The sequence below is a fragment of the Parasphingorhabdus sp. genome, from assembly GCF_965233695.1.
Lineage (GTDB): Bacteria > Pseudomonadota > Alphaproteobacteria > Sphingomonadales > Sphingomonadaceae > Parasphingorhabdus.
In genome coordinates, this window is the sequence record NZ_OZ247497.1 from 2,118,174 (window position 1) to 2,136,592 (window position 18,419).

Below are 18,419 nucleotides of genomic sequence, written 5' to 3' on the forward strand. Positions count from 1 at the left end.
GCTATGCTGTTTTACCGGTTGTTATCATGCAAGTGATCTTCTCGACTAACGACACTCTCCGGTAGATGAACGACCTGTGGTCGGCTTGATCGTGAGACAGGCAAGGTTCATGCTCCCGTTATAACGAATTGGGGAGAGATGTTATGCAAACCACTATCTTAATGGTCTTAGCGAGTTCTGCTCTGGCTTTTGGCGCGACGGCCTATGATGATCAGGCATCCACCATTGCAGCGCAGGCAACCGGCCAAAATACGCCCGATTTGGCTTCAGCTGTTTCAGCCACTGGACGGGATGAAGCCGACGTAAAATTGGACGCTAGCCGGAAACCTGCCGAAACATTGGCCTTCATGGGTCTCGAAACCGGTGATGCCGTGCTCGATATTTTTGCAGGTGGCGGCTATTACAGCGAAATCATGGGCGCGGCCGTTGGTGCAAGCGGGACTGTAACCGCGGTCAACCCACCACAATTCGTAACGAGCGACGCTGCGAAAGCGAAATGGGCCGGAATTTCGGCCCGACAACCGGGGGTTTCCCTCGTGCAGTCACAGCTGGGTGATTATACACCAGAGGCCGACAGCTTTGACTTTGCCATGATGCACCTCATCTATCACGATCTCTATTGGGAAAGCGAAAAATTCAAGGTGCCGCGTATGGATCCGGCCGCATTTTTGACCAAGCTTTATGCTGGCATGAAGCCAGGTGGAATTGTTGCTGTCATTGATCATGTCGGCAATGCTGGCGATACCAGAGAAGTGGTCGAGAAAACGCACCGGATCGATCCGGAAACGGCCAAAGCCGATTTTGAAAAAGCGGGTTTTGTTCTGGAAGCACAAAGCGATATGTTCACTAATCCGGATGATGATCTCGAAAAAAATGTCTTCGATCCATCCGTGCGTGGCAAAACCAATCGTTTTGTCATGAAGTTTCGGAAACCCGCTTAAACCTTTGCCGCTAAGCAGTGACGCAGTCACCAGAAAAGTAAGGCCGGGGCGAATCGATTCGCCCCGGTTCTTGTGCAGTGCAGCATTTTTACAAAAGCTGCATGCGGTTTAGCGGATTAAATTTCAGAAAATTGTAATATAATTTCAACTGTTTACGGGTTGTTACAATAGTTTACAAGGTGGTTCATGCTGTGTTGGGCTATAGCGTCCTACATAAGTTGCGTAGTTACGAGCTGACACGAAAAGTGAAACACCGGCCACAATGATGAGCCGCGGTCAGCATCTCGGTTTTGGACAGAGAGGTTCTTATGGAGCTTGTTGTGAACAATGACGAACAGATGAAAGCGGGCAAAACTGCTCGGCCGAAAAGATACGGCCGCGTAAACGCCGCCGATTTCGACTCTGCCGAACTAAGAGCCGGTCCAACTTTGGGTCAAGGTTTGTACCTCATTGTTTCGGGGCCAGCACCAAGACCAGGCGCGGACATAAAATTACTGCCAGTATTGGGTGATCCGTTGACCGAATATCAGCAGATAGAGATAGCGTGGGAAGCGCGCGCGGCAAATGACCATGACGTTTCGATGGGGGTCGAACGATATGAGAAATCAATGCCGCTTTCTGGCCTGTCAGGTACGAAGGGCATTGAACTTATTGGCGCCAACGGCACCAAGAAGTTTAACCTGACGGGTCACTAGTTTGACCGGCGGCGGCTTAGGGTCGCTTGCCGTCGGAACAAAGGCGGAGGACAGGATCGTGTTGCGTATTGAGCCTGTCCTCCGAATCTTTGACCAAGAACAAGCATTGATGCTTACAATTTAGGTCCGGCAATCCGTTCTACGGGGGCTTTCAGGGGGTTTGCAAGCCGCCGGACTTTTGGGGGAGTAGGGCTGGCGCGCCGGTTGAGTATCGCGCGACGGCCCTACTTTTCTTCCTGCTTCAGCCGCAGCCTTTAGCTCGCATATTTAACCGAACAGCCATAGGGCCGGGACTGGGCCACAGAGATGGTTTTTCCGGCCTTTAGCTCGGCCAAAGCCGCAGTGACATGATTGCGAGCGCCTTTGATATCAGCTTTGTTGGCGGTTGGTTTGTCGTCAATACCACCCTGATAAACCAGTTTTCCGGAACCATCGATGATATACATGTGCGGTGTTGTCTTGGCGGCATAAGCCTTTCCGACGACACCTTTGGCATCGAGCAGATAATGATCGGCGTTCATGCCTTGATCCTTGGCCAGCTTCTGTGCTTCTGGACCTTTCATATAGCCCTGTTTGCCAGCCGCGCCGCTATTGATGGTGAGCCAGACAGCCCCTTGTTTACGAGCCGCGGCCTGGGTCGCTTGCATATTGCCGCTGTCATAATGCTTCACGACAAATGGACATCCCGGATTATGCCATTCCATCACCACGGTTTTGCCACGGAAGTCGGAAAGCTGCACGGTCTTTCCATACATATCGGTCAGTTTGAAATCCTGCGCGATGGTGCCGTTTTTCTGTGCGGCCGCAAGAGGCATAGCGACGCCGATAGCGGCGACTGCGGCAAGGGATGTGAGGGTGGATTTGTAATTCATGGGGGCTCTCCTGCTGCGATCAATCAGTTATTGGGGGTCATGTGACCAGATCGGTTAAAGTACCGACGGTCAATATCTGCGGCAATATAACAGGTTCTTTGCCAGGCTCATAATAGAGATAGAGCGGAACCCCGGCGCGGCCATGCTTCTCCAGAAAATTGCTGATTTCCGGATCAGGGCGGGTCCAATCGCCCATCAGCACCGCGACATTGGCCTCGGCAAAAGCATCGGCAGTTTCCTGACGTTGGACGGCGGCGGCTTCATTGGCCTTGCAGGTAATGCACCAGTCGGCTGTAAAATAGGCGAAGACCGGTTGGTTAGAGGCGCGAAGCTCGGACAAGCGTGCTTCGCTAAACGGCTCGCTGGGCAAGGTGGCTGTCGACGCGCTGGCGACCTTCCGTTCGTCCATAGCCTCGGCATTGGGCAGGAACAGGATGCCGCCAATGATCGCAGCGACGAGCGCACCGGTCGTCAAAGCGCCGCGCGAGAATCCTTTTGACTGACCGCCACCAAACCACCAGAGGATCAATGTGACCAGCAGCAGGAACATCAACGAAAGTCCCAATGCGTCAGTCCCGATTTGCCGACCAAGGAGCCAGATCAAGCCGATAGCCGTGAGAAACATCGGCACAGCCATGGCCTTGCGGAAACTATCCAGCCAGGCACCTGGTTTGGGCATTCGATTGCGTATCGCAGGAACAAAGGCGATCAGCAGGAAGGGCAGAGCCAGGCCGACGCCAAGGCCGGCAAAAATTATCAATGCAGCAATGGGCGGAAGTACGATGGTAGCGCCAAGTGCCGCTGCCATGAAAGGGCCGGTACACGGCGTTGCGACAAAGGCGGCGAGCGCGCCAGTCCAAAAGGAGCCGGAAGGTCCTTCTTGCTGGGTCAGCTTATTGCCGAAATTCACATTGGGCAGTTCAAACAGCCCTGCGAGATTGAAACCGATGGCGGTTACCAGCGCAAGCAGTACAAAGATGATCCGTGGATCCTGCAACTGGAAAGCCCAGCCGACGGCAGCACCGCTAGCGCGCAGAGCCAGCAGCAATCCACCCAGCACGGTGGCAACAACGACAACCCCTGCAGTGTAAGCCAGCGCATCGCGGCGCACGATCGTTTCCTCCCCTCCAGCCTTGGCGAGGCTGATCGCCTTCAGGCTGAGAATGGGGAAAACACAGGGCATCAGATTGAGCAGCAAACCGCCGACAATCGCGCCGCCCAGGGCTATCAACAGAAGGGAGGCGTTAGACTGGTCGCCACCACCAATAAAATTTCCGCCGCTACCACCGCCGATCGGCACGCCCGACATTTCCACATCTCCTGTGGTCGCGTTTAAAGACAACCCCATGTTTGGGCCGATTTTCAAAATGCCGGAAATTTTCTGAAGTTCATCGCCGCGGGCTGCGGTTTCGATAATCAGTCTGTCCCCATCGCGGTTGACTTTTTGCGGTGCGCCATAGTCCACAATCCCGTCTTCCTTGATAAAGAAATAGGGCGTTTCAACATCGATATTAGCCGGGAAGGGAACGGACAGGCGAAACAGGTCATCCTTGACGGTGAATGTGGCCGCACTGCCAAGAGGTCGCGGCAAGGCTTCGCGATAAGCATTGAAAGCATTGTTCAGCGAAACCGCTGCATCCGGACCAACGACTTGCAGGTTGATCGACAGCTCATCCTGCTCAGGTACGCAGACTTCGTCGGTACAGGCGAGCCATTCAGACTTAACCGATATGGCCAGCGGGCCGGGTTTGACTTTCTCGGATATGACCAGATTGACGAGGACGGCATAATCGCCCTTGTAAATATAGTTCATAATACCGGAAATCAGCAATGTGTCAGGCACCGGATACCGGGCTTTGCCTGCAGTGACGCCGTCTGGCAGTTTCCAGTCAAAGCTCATGCCAATGCCCGCATCACCGGGGTTTTCCCAGTAACCGTGCCAGGTTGGCTTGGGGTTCATGACAAAGGCGAGGGTGACGCTTTGCCCTGCTTGCACTTGCTGCGATTCCGCTACCAATGTGGCAGGCACATTTAACTCACGCTTATTGAGATCGACCTGCGCTCGGGCGGGGCTGACGCCGAGCAGCACCGTGAACAGAAGCACCGCCAGCAAAACCCGGAAACTTGCCGAGATCGTCCTCAAAGAGGTTTCAGATGTCATAAAAAAACTCACCATTTCGTATCGAACGCTGTTACTCTATTGGCGGCTGTCTTGCCATAGCCGCTTTATATCATGGGGATTATTCGTGCGCGTCATCAAATATGTTACAAGTTTCATAGCTTTTATTGCAATTTCCAGCGCAGCCAATGCCGAAGATCACAGGCAAGGCAAGTCAGACAAGCCCACATTGGTGATTGCGATATCGGTGGACCAGTTTTCGTCCGATCTGTTCAGCGAATATCGCAGCACATTTACCGGTGGCCTGAAACGCCTGACGGGCGGCGCGGTATTCCCATCAGGATATCAGGGGCATGCAGCAACCGAAACTTGTCCTGGCCATGCCACCATCATGACCGGGGTCCATCCCGGACGCGCCGGTATTATTGCCAATAACTGGATCGATCTGGACGTAAAGCGCGCTGATAAAACGATATATTGCGCGGAAGACGAACGGATTGAAGGCACCAGCTTTGGCAGCATTACCGCTGCGACGCAGGGCGATTATGTCGCGTCTGCCTGGCATTTGCTCGTGCCGACTTTGGGGGAACGACTAAAGACAGTATCGCCAGATTCCCGGAATATGGCGGTATCCGGCAAAGACCGGGCAGCCTTGATGATGGGCGGTAACGCGCCGGACATGATATTCTGGTGGCGCGGTGAAGGATTTGAAACCAAACAAGACGGGCTGATGCTACCAGCGCTGCCGAAATTCAACGCAGACATCAAAGCGATGCTCGCCAAACCGCGCGCGCCAATCGCGGTCCCGGCCCATTGCGAAACCCGCAACCGCGCTATTCCTGTCGATGCAGACAGCGCGGTTGGTACCTATCAGTTTCAGCGCCCTGAAAATGGCGCGTCGATCTTTCGGGCTTCTCCCGATTTCGATGCGGCTGTTTTGGCGCTGGCGGAAAAAATGGTGGCGAACGAAAGGTTGGGTGCGTTTGCCTTTACCGATATATTGAATATCGGCCTCTCCGCGACGGATTATGTGGGGCATGCCTTTGGCACGGGCGGAGTTGAAATGTGTATCAATCTGTCAGAACTGGACAAGAATCTCGGCAATTTTTTCGATAAACTCGACAAGATGGAGCGTGATTATGTGGTCGTGCTGACCGCGGATCATGGCGGCCATGATTTGCCCGAGCGTTTGAACCAGCAAGGCGCTCCGGAAGCGCAGCGGATCGATAGTGAAGTCAGTGCGGATGGGCTCAACGAAGTTTTTTACGAAAATCGCAAGCTGCGCAAATATGGCCAGATCATTTACGCCGATAGCCCGTTTGGCGATTATTATATCAATCGGACTCTGCCGACCTCTTTGCGCGGGGAAGTCAAAGCAGAGGCCATGGCAATCATGGCACGCAATCGCCAAGTGGAAGCTGTTCTGGACGGCGCAGAACTTGCCAGAATGCCGATGCCAACCGGTCCTGTCGAAGAATGGAGCCTGGCCGAGCGCGCGCGGACGTCTTTCCATCCCGACCGGTCCGGTGATTTTATCGTGCTGCTGAAAAAAGGTGTGACCCCGATTGCAACAGCGATGCGCGGCTATGTTGCAACGCACGGCAGTCCGTGGGACTATGACCGGCGCATACCGATCTTGTTCTGGCACGCGGGCATAAGCCATTTCGAGCAACCGCTTTCTGTGCAAACGGTCGATATCGCGCCAACCCTGGCGTCGCTAATCGGGCTCAAGGTTTCTGAAGGAGAGTTTGACGGACGCTGTCTGGATATTGACGGCGGCGTGGAAGATAATTGCCGGTAAACGGGTAGGGGAGCAGCAAAGCCCCATGAAACAAATTATCCGAATTTGGCAGTTTGATCGGACCAGCCGCGTCGGGAGCAGGATTAAATCCCACCATTGAATCAGTCTATGCGGCTATATGCCCGCCATGGGCGCCACAGCGGACATTTATTGGCTCGAAATTATCATCATCCGTGCGGTCGTGAAGAATGTTACTTGTCTTCTGGAATTTCAGATGATTTCAACGGTGACAAATAGGTTTCGACAGCCAATGCCCCAATTTGCAAACCCATCTCAGAGCCGACATCCGCAGAGCTTCGGTAATGAACGCCATCATAGATACGCGCATCGGAAACTTCCTGTATGAAGTCGTCAACACTCTTCCAGTTCCTTCTGGCCCCGCCGTCCGTGTAGCTTACAGTCCACAATTCCGGCGTCGCATTCTCCCCGATTTCGGCTTTCAAAATAGCGCCTACTGTTCCCGCTACGACGCAATGGGCGCATGGATATTCAGGATGCATCGGCGTGGGAATGAAAGGAACCCATGCAGGATCCCTCAAGGTGTTTTCATTGCCATCGATATCAGCGTTGCGAATGGCGGTTATGGGCCGCCAAAACCGTAGTGATATTTTGCCTCAAACACAGCGATCATGGCATCATCGGTTGCCCGCGTCACGGCCGCAAACAGGCGCGCATTTTGGGTGACGTTGCGTCCTGGCATATTGGCGACAGAATGCACAACACCATGATAGATTGGTGGTAAAGTTGCTTCCCAGAACTTTGCCATTCTCGTCTGTTCTTCGGAACGATGCGCGCTGTTCTTGCTGCCCATTTTCTTGACTTCGATAAAGTCGCGCGTCCAGGCATCACTGGTTAATTTTGGCGGAGGCCCCGGACGGAATTTGGTCGGGTCAGAAAACATCCAGGGCTTGCGGTTTGCCCAGTTTGGCGCAGCCGGTATGGTTGTTGGAACATATTTGCCAGCCGTTGTGTAGGGCCTGTAAGTTTCCGGGGACTGGCTGCCGTCATTTTTACGCGCGGCCCAGACGGCGCTTGCCGCTTGTTGACCGATTGCAACGCCTTGGGTCTTTTCATCACTATCTGCGATCTTTGCCAATGCCTCTGCATATACATTCTCAATCTCGCGTTCTTTGCCGGGCATGAGATTTAAAAGCGAAACCCGAACGGCTGACGCGATAGCGGCGTCTATCGATGAGTCGTCGGGCGCTTTCAGATCAAGGGAAGCAGGATATTTTTTTGTAATGGCATTTACGGCTTCATAAATTGACGTGTGCACGATGGCCAATGCCCGGTTCGAATGTGGTGTCGGAAATTTTGCATCAACAACCATATCGCGCGCCTTTATGTTCCAATCCGTCACACTGTCGGCCTGGGCTTCAACGCTCACTCCGAGGGCAAACAAAGCGCCCGACACCAAAAGAATTTTATATTTCTGCAAATTGCGCATGATCACTCCTATGTGGCTTTTAACCCTTCCAAGCGTGGCAGGATTAAGCTCTGTTTCGTTGCTATACCCATTTTATGATGCGCTATAGTCCTGCAGTAGGACTACATGGTACAGTTACTGTACTGGCAATATTCCGGGTCTGGTCCAATTGTCGCAAACAGACAGCGATATCGCCGTATAAACCGAAGGACAGCAACATGAGTAAAGCGCCTAGCTATGGTCAATATTGCCCCCTCTCAATGGCAGCGGAAATTTTATGCACGCGCTGGACGATGCTGGTGATGAGAGAACTCGTTTTCGGTTATACATCCTTCAATGATATCAGCAGAGGAGTGCCACGTATGTCACGCTCCCTCCTGTCCAATCGGCTGAAAGAGCTGACGAATGCAGGCATTATCAAAAAGACGGAATCGGCGAGCCATAATCAAACCAGATACACGCTGACGCCGGCTGGCAAAGCGCTCAGCAAGGTTGTTTTCAGCATGGCTGACTGGGCGCAGGAATGGCTCCGGATAGAGCCCGCGCTGGAAGATTTCGACAGCGATCATTTAATGTGGAACATCCGCCACAAGGCCAACCCACATCCCGCGCTTCCCAACCCGTTCATTATTCACTTTTTCCTGTATGATCAAACAAGCAAGCGCCAGAATAGCTGGTTGATATTCGAAGGGGATCAGGTTGATCTATGCATCATAGATCGCGATTTTGAAGTCGATATGCAAATCACCGTGGCAGCCAAAACTCTTGCCAGAATATATTTGGGACGGTCCGACCTTGATGAAGCGATGGCAAACGGGGACCTGGAAGTATTCGGTGAAGAAAAATATACCAGACTTCTGCCCGCGTTGCTCGGTCGGAGTCGATTGGCCAATATTCCGATACAGCCAGAAGAACTGCGTGCTTCCGTCCGCAGGGCGTAACAAGGAAGCTCATCTCTGCTTTCGGGACAAAGTCAACTCAACCCATCCTTAAAATCCCGGAATCACCGCTTTTCGTAACGGGTCAATCCGCGACCAAGGCTGTTATTTGCAATGCGCATCTTGTCCCCGCTCCAGTCGGCGACAAACCAGGTTTTTCGCTCGACACCTTTGGCGAGAGACGCGCTGTTGGAATGGATGTTGAGACCCGCCGAGCTGTGCTTCCGGCCTTCTGCTGCAATGGCAACAAAGGCGCTCCAGTTTTCCTTGTTTTGCCCCTGCACAAAAACATTGCCGCTGATCACGCCTGATGCGCCCGCCGGCAGGTCGATCATATAGTTGGTAGTCCGGCCCTGGGTATCGTCAAAGCTGCTGTTGGTAACCGTGATACGCGGTGCCCGGCTTTTCACATAGTGGCCGCCATTGCCCTTTTCGAAACGGCTGTTTGTCACAATGAGCGAACCATAATCGCCGATATAGATACTGTGTGCACAGGACAGACCCCGGTCACAGCGACCAAGCCGCTGGAATGTCGAGCGATCAATAACAATATTGCCGCTGGCGTCATCGGCGGTCAGCAGTCCCTGTTCACTGTTGCGGAACAGGGCGTTGGTTATGGTCAGATTGCCGCGCTCGAGGCGAATGCCCGCGCCATTGCCATCGGGCACGCGCTGGTTCTGAAAGATAATCCCGTCGACAATAGCGGACCGACCACGCAAGACCAAAGCCGCCTTTCCTTCGCAGATTCCGCCGTCCAAAATGGCCTTGCCGGGAACTGCGGCGCGATAAGTAATCTGGCCTTCTGTCTGAACCGCGCAATCACCATAAGCACCGGGTGCGATTACGATTGTGCCTTTTCGCGCTCCAATGGCCTCTACCGCTTCAGACAGGCTATAAAAGCGTTGTCCGTTTTCGGCTACGGTGAACGGTGCGTTGCTCTGTGCAAATGCAACCGGGCTGACTACGCCTGCCAGAATGGCGGTTGTCAAAATATGGGCCGAAAATTTCAATTCTGAAACTCCTGAAAAAGCGGGAAAAATATCATGATCCATATAATGGTGTGCCAATCCCGACACAATATCGGCAATGGTACTGTCCCAAATATATTCATCTGGCATGGAACCCGTTAATATCCGGCTTTGAAGGAACTCACGAGGGTTCACCTGAACGGGAGTCTCGAAACGGGACAGACGCGCTCCAGGTTCTGGAAACATGGTAACTAATCTGTTAAGACCCCGAATTGGGTCGCATTGTAAAGCGAGCATTTGCTCGAAGAAGGAAAATTACAATGCAAAAATATCTCGTAACCGCGGCAGCGGTTGGTGCCCTTTTCACTGCTGGTTCCGCAAATGCTGCAGTTGTCATGGGCGAGCTGACTGGAGGAACGGCGTTTGATAATGGCGGCGTTTTTGAACAGCTTAATCCTGCACCGGGCTTTACCGTCGGCAATAACCATCAACAATCGAACAATCTGTTCGCATTTGACGAACAACAAGGCGTGACCCTGTTGTCCGCTGTTGGCGGTCTGGCGGCTGGAACGGTTGTAAACAGCCACTATGTCTTTTTCGATCCGGGCCCAAGCCTCCGTGGCATCGGCTATGTGGATTTTGACGGCGATATATTGGGTGTGCTGTCGGACAAGTCGGATATGGACATGACCGACATGCTGCTCGGTAATGCCAATGTGAACTATGTCAGTGTCGCGCTTCGCGGCCTGGAAGCTGCAGATAGCTTTAATATCGTTGGCAATCGGCTGAATGTGAATTTCAGGGCATCGTCTCCGGGCGACTATATCCGTGTTTTAACTGCGGCTCCAGCAGTGCCGGAGCCATCAACCTGGGCCATGATGATTGGCGGGTTTGGGCTCGTTGGTGGAGCGATGCGTCGGCGCCGCAAAGTGACAACACAAGTCAGCTACGCCTGAACAAAACGGTTTTGAATGCAATAAAGCCGGTCTCGCAAGAGGCCGGCTTTGTTCGTTTGGATTGCCTATTTGTCCAAATTGGGCGTCCGCAGATTCCCAAATAAACCCATGATAGCCCCAAAAACTAGGCGCTACCCGATTCCCAGGTTGAATCCAGAGAGACTTGTAAAATGGTGTTTTTCCCGATCATCCGGTCTGGAAATCAGCTAAAAATGCGTTAACAGCACTGTATAATTTCAACGATTTTCGCTAATTTATTGTTAAATGCAATAAAAACGGCATTTCGAGGGGATGCAAAGAGGTTTTACAGCTACTCATTTCAAGGGAACGCAATATGCTTAAATATCTGATGGTTACAGCGGCGGTTGGCAGCCTCACTTTCGCCGGGTCAGCAAATGCTGCTGTCATCATGGGCGAGCTAACTGGCGGCGGCGCATTTAATCTAGGCGGCGTTTTCGAGGAGCTTGACCCTGCTCCGGGTTTTGCGGTTGGCAATGATAATCAGAATTCCAACAATCTTTTTGCTTTCAACGAACAGCAGAGCGTGACCTTGACCTCTGCCATTGGTGGTCTGGCAGCGGGTACTGTCGTAAACAGCCATTATGTGTTCTTCGATCCGAGGCGGAATCGTACGGTGTCCGGCTATGTGGATTTTGATGGTGATATATTGGGCGTATTGGACACACAGGCTACACTGGGCGCAACGGATTTGCTGTTGGGCAATGTGAACGTGAACTACCTCAACCCCGGCGCACGCGGGCTGGAAGGGCAAGACAGTTTTAACATTGACGGTAACCGACTGAACATCAGCTTCCGTGCATCAACGCCAGGAGATTTTATTCGGGTTTTGACTGCAGTTCCGGTGGTGCCGGAACCGGCAACCTGGGCGATGATGATTGGCGGCTTTGGCCTGGTTGGCGGAGCGCTGCGCCGGCGCCGCAAAGCGATGCCGAAGGTCAGCTTCGCCTAAACACTATTGCAGTTGAATAGATAAAGCCGGTCTTGAAAGAGGTCGGCTTTATTCGTTCAGATTGGGTCTTAGCCATTGCCGTGCCAGATCCAGCGAAACACCCCGCCGCTCGGCATAATCTTCCACCTGATCTTCACCAATCCGCGCCACGCCGAAATAATCGGCTTGCGGGTGAGCGAAATAGAAGCCGGAGACAGCAGCGGTCGGCGTCATCGCAAAGCTGCTGGTCAGTTCCAGCCCGGTATGATGGGTAGCATCCAGCATATCGAACAGGATCGGTTTCAGGCTATGGTCGGGGCAGGCCGGATAGCCCGGAGCAGGACGAATGCCCTGATATTTTTCCTGAACCAGCGCCTTGTTGTCGAGATTCTCGTCTGCGGCATAGCCCCACAGATCCTTGCGGACATGTTCGTGCATGCGCTCGGCAAAAGCTTCGGCCAGACGGTCGGCCAAGGCTTTGATCAGAATGCTGTTATAATCATCCTTATCCGCCTCGAAACGCGCGACATGCTCGTCAATGCCATGCCCTGCGGTCACCGCAAAGCCGCCCATCCAGTCATCGGATGTGTCGATAAAGTCGGCGAGGCAGTTGTTCGATTTGCCAGACCGTTTGCTGACCTGCTGGCGGAGCATGGGAAGCGCGATTTCCTCATTTTCCGGCGACACCATGATGTCATCACCATCCCGCCGCGCGCGCCACAGGCCAGCGACGCCTTTGGCGGTCAGCCATTTCTCCTCAATGATCCGATCCAGCATCACCTGTGCGTCTTTGTACAGATCACTGGCACTTTCCCCGACCACTTCATCGGTCAGAATGGCCGGGAAGGTTCCGGCGAGTTCCCAGGCCCGGAAAAACGGGGTCCAGTCGATATAATCGCGCAGCTCGGCGAGATCCCAGTTCTCATAAACGTGCAGTCCCGGCTTTTTCGGCGCCGGTGGTTTTTTGCTCATGTCCACGGCCGCACCATTGGCACGGGCTTCATTGAGGGAAGCGAGTTTCTTGGCGGTCTTGCCAGCGCGCGCAATACGCACCTGTTCGTAGTCTTCACGGGTACTGGCGATAAAGGCCTCGGCCTGCGTATCGCTGACGAGCTGTGAGGCGACACCCACGGCACGGCTGGCATCGAGTACATAGACAGTCGGTCCGGAATAGGCCGGTTCAATCCGCAAGGCCGTATGGGTTTTCGATGTTGTCGCTCCGCCGATGAGCAGCGGCATGGTCATCTTGGCGCGTTCCATCTCTTCGGAGACAGTGACCATCTCGTCGAGCGACGGTGTGATCAGGCCGGACAGGCCGATCATGTCGGCATCATTCTCGTTGGCGGCTTTCAATATGTCGGGCCAGGGCACCATCACGCCGAGATCGATAACCTCAAAGCCATTGCATTGCAGCACGACGCCGACGATATTCTTGCCAATATCATGCACATCGCCCTTGACGGTCGCCATGATTATCTTGCCTTTGCCCTTGGCACCTTCTTCTTTTTCCGCCTCGATATAAGGGAATAGATGGGCGACGGCCTTTTTCATCACACGTGCGGATTTCACCACCTGCGGCAGGAACATCTTGCCCGATCCGAACAGGTCTCCGACGACGTTCATGCCGTCCATCAAAGGGCCTTCGATCACTTCGATCGGACGTCCGCCAGCATCCTTGACGGACACCCGCATTTCTTCGGTATCTTCGATAATATGCGCGTCAATGCCCTTGACCAGCGCATGTTCGAGTCGTTTCACGACATCATATCCCCGCCATTCGGCAGCGGCTTTTTCCGCCGCCTTGTCGGTGCCACGGAATTTCTCGGCCAGAGTGATCAGCCGGTCGGTCGCGTCGCCACCATCCTTGGGTTCGCGGTCGAGAATGACATCTTCGCAATGTTCGCGCAGCACCGGATCGATATCGTCGTAAATATCCAGCTGTCCGGCATTGACGATGGCCATATCCAGTCCGGCAGGAATGGCGTGATAGAGAAAGACGCTGTGCATTGCCCGGCGTACCGGTTCGTTACCGCGAAAGCTGAACGACAGGTTGGATAGCCCGCCCGAAAAATGGACATGCGGGCAGCGCGCCTTGATTTCGGCCACCGCTTCGATGAAATCCAGCCCGTAGCGGCGATGCTCGTCAATCCCCGTCGCCACGGCGAACACATTGGGATCAAAGATAATATCTTCCGGCGGAAAGCCGATGCCGGTGAGTAATTTGTAGGCGCGCTCACAAATCTCAACCTTGCGCTGCTTGGTATCCGCCTGACCGGTTTCATCAAATGCCATGACGACCACAGCTGCGCCGTAAGCCATGCATTTTCGGGCATATTTCAGAAATTCCTCTTCGCCTTCCTTCATCGAGATGGAATTGACGATCGGTTTGCCAGAGACACATTTCAGACCCGCCTCGATCACCGACCATTTGGAACTGTCGATCATCACCGGTACGCGGGCAATATCCGGTTCGGCCGAGATGAGCTTGAGGAAGGTTGTCATCGCGTGTTCCGCGTCGAGCAGGCCTTCATCCATATTCACATCGATAATCTGCGCACCATTTTCGACTTGCTGCCGCGCGACTTCCACGGCGGCTTCATAGTCATCGTTGAGGATAAGCTTTTTGAACCGCGCGGACCCGGTGACATTGGTACGCTCGCCAATATTGACAAATTGCGCGGAAGAGGGGGGTGTGGTCATTATTTCCTTCTCCCACTCCCCTTCAGGGGAGAGGGCCGGGGAGAGGGGGAGTCCTCTCGAATCAAAACAAAATATTTAGAAAGAGACTGCCCCTCTCCCTAACCCTCTCCCCTGAAGGGGAGTGGGAACTAAGCTGCCATCGTAAATGGTTCCAATCCAGACAAACGGGTTTGGACAGCCGGTGATGCTATTGCGCGCGGCTTGGCGCTTTCAACAGCTTTGGCAATGGCAGCAATATGTTCGGGCGTGGTACCGCAGCAGCCGCCGACAATATTGACCAGGCCATCATCCAGCCACTCACCGATGAGCGCCGCCGTTTGATCCGGTAACTCGTCATATTCGCCCAGTTCATTGGGCAGGCCGGCATTGGGATAGGCCATGATCAGCGTGTCCGCTTCCTTGGTCAGCATCGCTAGATGCGGGCGCAGCTGGTCGGCGCCAAAGGAACAATTGAGGCCGATGGTGATCGGCTTCAGATGGCGCACCGCGTGCCAGAACGCCTCGACCGTATGGCCCGATAAATTGCGTCCTGACAGGTCGGTCAGCGTCATGGAGATCATCAGCGGTACGTCACGGTCACAAGCCTCTGCCGCTTCCTGTGCGGCCATGCCGGCGCATTTCGCATTGAGCGTGTCGAAGATTGTCTCGATCAACAGAAAGTCGACACCGCCTTCGATCAGCGCATCGCATTGCTCGCGATAGACGCCTTTGAGATAGTCAAAATCAATCTCGCGAAAGCCGGGGTCGTTGACGTCGGGAGAGAGCGACAATGTTTTGTTGGTCGGGCCGATAGAGCCGGCCACAAAGCGTTTCTTGCCGTCTTTGGCCTCGGCCTTGTCGCAGGCCCGCCGAGCGATTTCGGCGGATTTGATATTGATATCCCTGACCAGATGCTCGCAGCCGTAATCGGCCTGGCTAATCTCGGTGGAACTGAACGTATTGGTTTCGACAATATCCGCGCCCGCTTCCAGATAGGCGGTGTGAATGCCCTCGATAATATCGGGCCGCGTCAGGCTGAGCAGGTCGTTATTGCCCTTCTGGTCATCGCTGAGCTCCAGCGTGCCGCGATAGTCGCGCTCGCCAAGGCCGTGATTCTGGATCGCCGTGCCATAGCCGCCGTCAAAAACGAGAACGCGTTCCGCTGCCAGAGCGCGAAGCTGATCGCCGGGACCCGTCATGCTGCTTTCTCCTGCGCTGCGCCGGATGGGCGTTTGCCGAGCAGGTGGCAGATCGCGTAGCTTAACTCTGCACGGTTGAGCGTGTAGAAATGAAACTGTCGGACGCCGCCGGCATAAAGTTTGCGGCATAGTTCGGCGGCAACGGTTGCCGCGATCAACTGGCGTGCAGAGGGGTGGTCATCCAGCCCCTCAAACAGGTCGTTCATCCACGCCGGGATCTCGGCACCGCACATACCCGCAAACTTCCGCGTCTGGGCAACATTCGATACCGGTAATATTCCCGGTACCAATTCGGCATCAATCCCGGCTGCATCCGCTGCATCCCGGAACCGGAAAAAGGCCTCGGCGGTAAAGAAAAACTGCGTAATTGCGCGGCTTGCGCCGGCATCCAGCTTGCGTTTAAGATTATCGAGATCGCTCTGCGGGCAATTGGCTTCGGGATGGGTTTCCGGATAGGCCGCCACCGAGATTTCAAAAGGCGCAATATCCTTCAATCCTTTAACCAGTTCCGCGGCACTTGTGTAACCTTCCCGATGCGGTTCAAACGCCTGTCCTTCCGCTGGCGGGTCTCCGCGCAGTGCAACAATGTGACGAACACCCGCATCCCAATAGGCTTCGGCAACCTCAGCAATTTCCGACTTGCTCGCCCCGACACAGGTCAAATGGGCAGCCGCTGGAATACGGGTTTCCTTGGCAATGCGCGCAACCGTGGCATGTGTACGTTCCCGGGTTGATCCGCCTGCTCCGTAGGTGACCGAGACAAATCGGGGATTAAGAGGTTCCAGCGTAACCACACTATCCCACAAGGTCTTTTCCATCTTTTCGGTCTTCGGAGGGAAGAATTCAAAGGAAACATCAGCATCGCCGCTCAATCCGGCGAATAACGGAACATCAAGCGCCCGCTTTGCCTCTTCCAATTGATTCAAGCCTAAAGGTCTGGTGTGTTCGGTCATAGGGAAGCTCTTTTTTGTGATAAATTTGCAGCAACATCGCTCCCCGGATGGATTTGCGACAGATTGGACTTGCGACCTACCCATATCTTGACGGTTAGCTTGCCGCCATCCAGCGTCCGGCTTTGCACCATTTCAATCTGGGAAGCGGCAAACCAACGCTTCATACTGTCGTCTGAAAAACCAAGCCGGGCATGGGCATGAGCGGTTCGCAACTCTTCGCGATCGTGGGGGGCAAAATCGGTGATCATGACAATACCACCATCGCGGACAACTCTCGAAACTTCTGCGAGGACAGCTTCCGGCTGTTGGGCGTAATGCAGTACCTGATGCAAAAGAACGCTATCGATCTTTCCATCGCCAATAGGCAGATTATTGAAATCACCCAGTTTTAGTTCAGTTTTTCGCGCGAGTGCAGCTTGGTTGGTCTGGTCTGATTCGTTGCCGAGCAGTTTAGCCCGGGCTAAGCGCAGCATTTCAGGGCTTTTATCAAGTGCGGTTACTCTCTCGGAATTCGGTCCGAACAGTTCAACCATGCGACCGGTTCCTGTACCGATATCGAGCATATGACCCAAATTAACATCTTTCAGCAGGGCGAGCATTGCTTGCTCGACATCATTTTCGGGTAGATGAAGCGAACGGATCGCGTCCCATTCTTCTGCATGTGCCTCAAAATACCGTTCTGCCATTTCAGCTCGAGTCTTTCGGACGAGCGACAATTGGGCTTCATCGCTAACAGCTTGATCGGATGAAATCACATCATCCGATCGAAACAATCGGCGTAATATTTCAAGTTGCGGTGCTTTGCCTGGGCGCAGGAAAACCCAGCTCCCTTCCTTTCGACGTTCTGCGAGACCGGCTTCGTCCAATATTCTAATATGACGGGAAATGCGCGGCTGGCTCTGATCTAGAATCTGGGCAAGCTCGCCGACAGCAAGCTCCATTTTGAGCAGAAGAAGCATGATTCGAATTCTCGTCGGATCAGCAAGGGCTCTGAATATGGTAAGGACGTCATTCATTGGAATGATGATATAAAGAATTCTTTATATCTAGTCAATCTATTAGATTTGCTAGCTTTGGATAGTCGATTTTTCCAAATATTACAAAAAAAAGTCTCTATCGATCATAGGGTAAGAAGGTTCGCCATTGCTATCCTTTTTTCATAGCGGTAAAGCACCCATCCGTGAGCAGATCGAGGGAGTTTATCATCTGTTCGCGTGGTTTTTTTGAGGAAAAAGTAGAGGGTTTACCCAATGAAAAAAGTTACAACATCATTCGTTCTTGCTGCTGCGCTTAGCTTGGCCGCATGTTCCGGTGCTGATGAAAATGCAGAAGCCGGTGCGGACGAAGCTGTAGAAGGCACAGAAGCAACTGCTGAAGAAGCTGCTGACGACGCTATGACTGCCGCTGAAGGCGAAGCGGATGCCATGGGCGAAGCTGCTGCTGAAGCAACTGAAGAAGCTGGTGAAGCTGCTGAAGGCGCTGCAGAAGAAGCTACCGATGCCGCAGATGCTGCTAAGGATGCGGCAAAAGGCGCAGCTAATGACTTGATCGAAAAAGGCGCTGACGCTGCAAAACGTGCAGTCGAATAAGTCTTTTAGATATTCTTACGAAAAGGGCTGCCCGTTGGGCGGCCCTTTTTTGTTCTGGAAAACAGCTTTCACATGCTATTCTTGAGAACCAGCATTTGGAGAAAAAGGATTAGTGACATGGGAAGGCAACCTTGGGTTTATATTATCTCGTTGGCACTGGCAGCCTGTGGTCCCGCTCCGAATGATCCCGGCCCTGGCGGCGTAACTGTTGGAGAGGCGAAAGCGCTTGATGAGGCAGCCGAAATGCTGGATGAACGCAACGCGCCGCTTGCAGATGTTGTAGAAGAGCCAACAACCAAAGAATAAAATGAATCGACAGAGTAGGTAGATTGAT

17 protein-coding genes are annotated in these 18,419 nt (G+C 53.5%); 8 read left to right on the plus strand and 9 right to left on the minus strand.

The features are described 5' to 3' along the window. Positions 1–143 precede the first annotated feature (143 nt). Positions 144–941: a class I SAM-dependent methyltransferase gene (locus ACO6S1_RS10075; protein ID WP_422342566.1), complete on the plus strand. Its 798-nt coding sequence runs from the start codon at positions 144–146 to the stop codon at positions 939–941. A 320-nt stretch (positions 942–1,261) separates the two neighbouring features. Then, positions 1,262–1,636 carry a hypothetical protein gene (locus ACO6S1_RS10080; RefSeq protein ID WP_422342567.1) on the plus strand — a complete coding sequence of 125 codons (375 nt, stop codon included), beginning with the start codon at positions 1,262–1,264 and terminating at the stop codon, positions 1,634–1,636. Between the two features lie 254 nt (positions 1,637–1,890). Here ACO6S1_RS10080 and ACO6S1_RS10085 read toward each other — a convergent pair whose 3' ends face one another. Continuing rightward, on the minus strand, positions 1,891–2,508 hold the full coding sequence (locus tag ACO6S1_RS10085; protein ID WP_422342568.1) for a thioredoxin family protein: 618 nt from the start codon (positions 2,506–2,508) through the stop codon (positions 1,891–1,893). Positions 2,509–2,545: 37 nt separating this feature from the next. Then, positions 2,546–4,669, minus strand: coding sequence for a protein-disulfide reductase DsbD family protein (locus ACO6S1_RS10090; protein ID WP_422342569.1), 2,124 nt, complete (start codon positions 4,667–4,669; stop codon positions 2,546–2,548). 85 nt (positions 4,670–4,754) lie between these two features. Between ACO6S1_RS10090 and ACO6S1_RS10095 the strand changes: the two genes are divergently transcribed. Beyond that, positions 4,755–6,428 carry an alkaline phosphatase family protein gene (locus ACO6S1_RS10095; protein WP_422342570.1) on the plus strand — a complete coding sequence of 558 codons (1,674 nt, stop codon included), beginning with the start codon at positions 4,755–4,757 and terminating at the stop codon, positions 6,426–6,428. Positions 6,429–6,619: 191 nt separating this feature from the next. Here ACO6S1_RS10095 and ACO6S1_RS10100 read toward each other — a convergent pair whose 3' ends face one another. Together ACO6S1_RS10100 and ACO6S1_RS10105 are read right to left on the minus strand one after the other, a co-directional pair. Beyond that, on the minus strand, positions 6,620–6,871 hold the full coding sequence (locus ACO6S1_RS10100) for a hypothetical protein (protein ID WP_422342571.1): 252 nt from the start codon (positions 6,869–6,871) through the stop codon (positions 6,620–6,622). A 137-nt stretch (positions 6,872–7,008) separates the two neighbouring features. After that, positions 7,009–7,875 (minus strand): hypothetical protein, encoded by an 867-nt coding sequence (locus ACO6S1_RS10105; RefSeq protein WP_422342572.1) that lies wholly within the window; start codon positions 7,873–7,875, stop codon positions 7,009–7,011. A gap of 197 nt (positions 7,876–8,072) precedes the next feature. On the opposite strand from ACO6S1_RS10105, the gene ACO6S1_RS10110 reads away from it, so the two are divergent. Next, a complete protein-coding gene (locus tag ACO6S1_RS10110; protein WP_422342573.1) occupies positions 8,073–8,795 on the plus strand; it encodes a winged helix-turn-helix transcriptional regulator in 723 nt (240 codons plus the stop codon). 62 nt (positions 8,796–8,857) lie between these two features. Here the strand turns inward: ACO6S1_RS10110 and ACO6S1_RS10115 are convergent, their stop codons facing one another. Next, the gene (locus ACO6S1_RS10115) at positions 8,858–10,006 is read right to left on the minus strand and encodes a right-handed parallel beta-helix repeat-containing protein (RefSeq protein ID WP_422342574.1); all 1,149 of its coding nucleotides are present in this window, start codon (positions 10,004–10,006) and stop codon (positions 8,858–8,860) included. Between the two features lie 74 nt (positions 10,007–10,080). Between ACO6S1_RS10115 and ACO6S1_RS10120 the strand changes: the two genes are divergently transcribed. Further along, positions 10,081–10,716: a PEPxxWA-CTERM sorting domain-containing protein gene (locus tag ACO6S1_RS10120; protein WP_422342575.1), complete on the plus strand. Its 636-nt coding sequence runs from the start codon at positions 10,081–10,083 to the stop codon at positions 10,714–10,716. 334 nt (positions 10,717–11,050) lie between these two features. Continuing rightward, on the plus strand, positions 11,051–11,686 hold the full coding sequence (locus ACO6S1_RS10125) for a PEPxxWA-CTERM sorting domain-containing protein (protein WP_422342576.1): 636 nt from the start codon (positions 11,051–11,053) through the stop codon (positions 11,684–11,686). A 48-nt stretch (positions 11,687–11,734) separates the two neighbouring features. Here ACO6S1_RS10125 and metH read toward each other — a convergent pair whose 3' ends face one another. The 4 genes from metH to ACO6S1_RS10145 all read right to left on the minus strand — a co-directional run bounded on the left by metH (position 11,735) and on the right by ACO6S1_RS10145 (position 17,512). Beyond that, on the minus strand, positions 11,735–14,365 hold the full coding sequence (metH, locus tag ACO6S1_RS10130) for a methionine synthase (RefSeq protein ID WP_422342577.1): 2,631 nt from the start codon (positions 14,363–14,365) through the stop codon (positions 11,735–11,737). A gap of 128 nt (positions 14,366–14,493) precedes the next feature. Next, entirely contained in the window at positions 14,494–15,543 is a 1,050-nt protein-coding gene (locus tag ACO6S1_RS10135) for a homocysteine S-methyltransferase family protein (RefSeq protein WP_422342578.1), read from the minus strand. Further along, complete coding sequence (gene metF, locus ACO6S1_RS10140; RefSeq protein ID WP_422342579.1) at positions 15,540–16,496, minus strand: methylenetetrahydrofolate reductase; 957 nt, start codon at positions 16,494–16,496, stop codon at positions 15,540–15,542. Before metF ends, ACO6S1_RS10135 begins: the two co-directional genes overlap by 4 nt. Then, positions 16,493–17,512: an ArsR/SmtB family transcription factor gene (locus tag ACO6S1_RS10145; RefSeq protein WP_422342580.1), complete on the minus strand. Its 1,020-nt coding sequence runs from the start codon at positions 17,510–17,512 to the stop codon at positions 16,493–16,495. The genes metF and ACO6S1_RS10145 overlap by 4 nt, the downstream gene beginning before the upstream one ends. Positions 17,513–17,746: 234 nt before the next feature. On the opposite strand from ACO6S1_RS10145, the gene ACO6S1_RS10150 reads away from it, so the two are divergent. After that, positions 17,747–18,085, plus strand: a complete 339-nt coding sequence (locus ACO6S1_RS10150) for a hypothetical protein (RefSeq protein ID WP_422342581.1) — start codon at positions 17,747–17,749, stop codon at positions 18,083–18,085. 117 nt (positions 18,086–18,202) lie between these two features. Further along, complete coding sequence (locus ACO6S1_RS10155; RefSeq protein WP_422342582.1) at positions 18,203–18,391, plus strand: hypothetical protein; 189 nt, start codon at positions 18,203–18,205, stop codon at positions 18,389–18,391. The last annotated feature ends 28 nt before the right edge of the window (positions 18,392–18,419 follow it).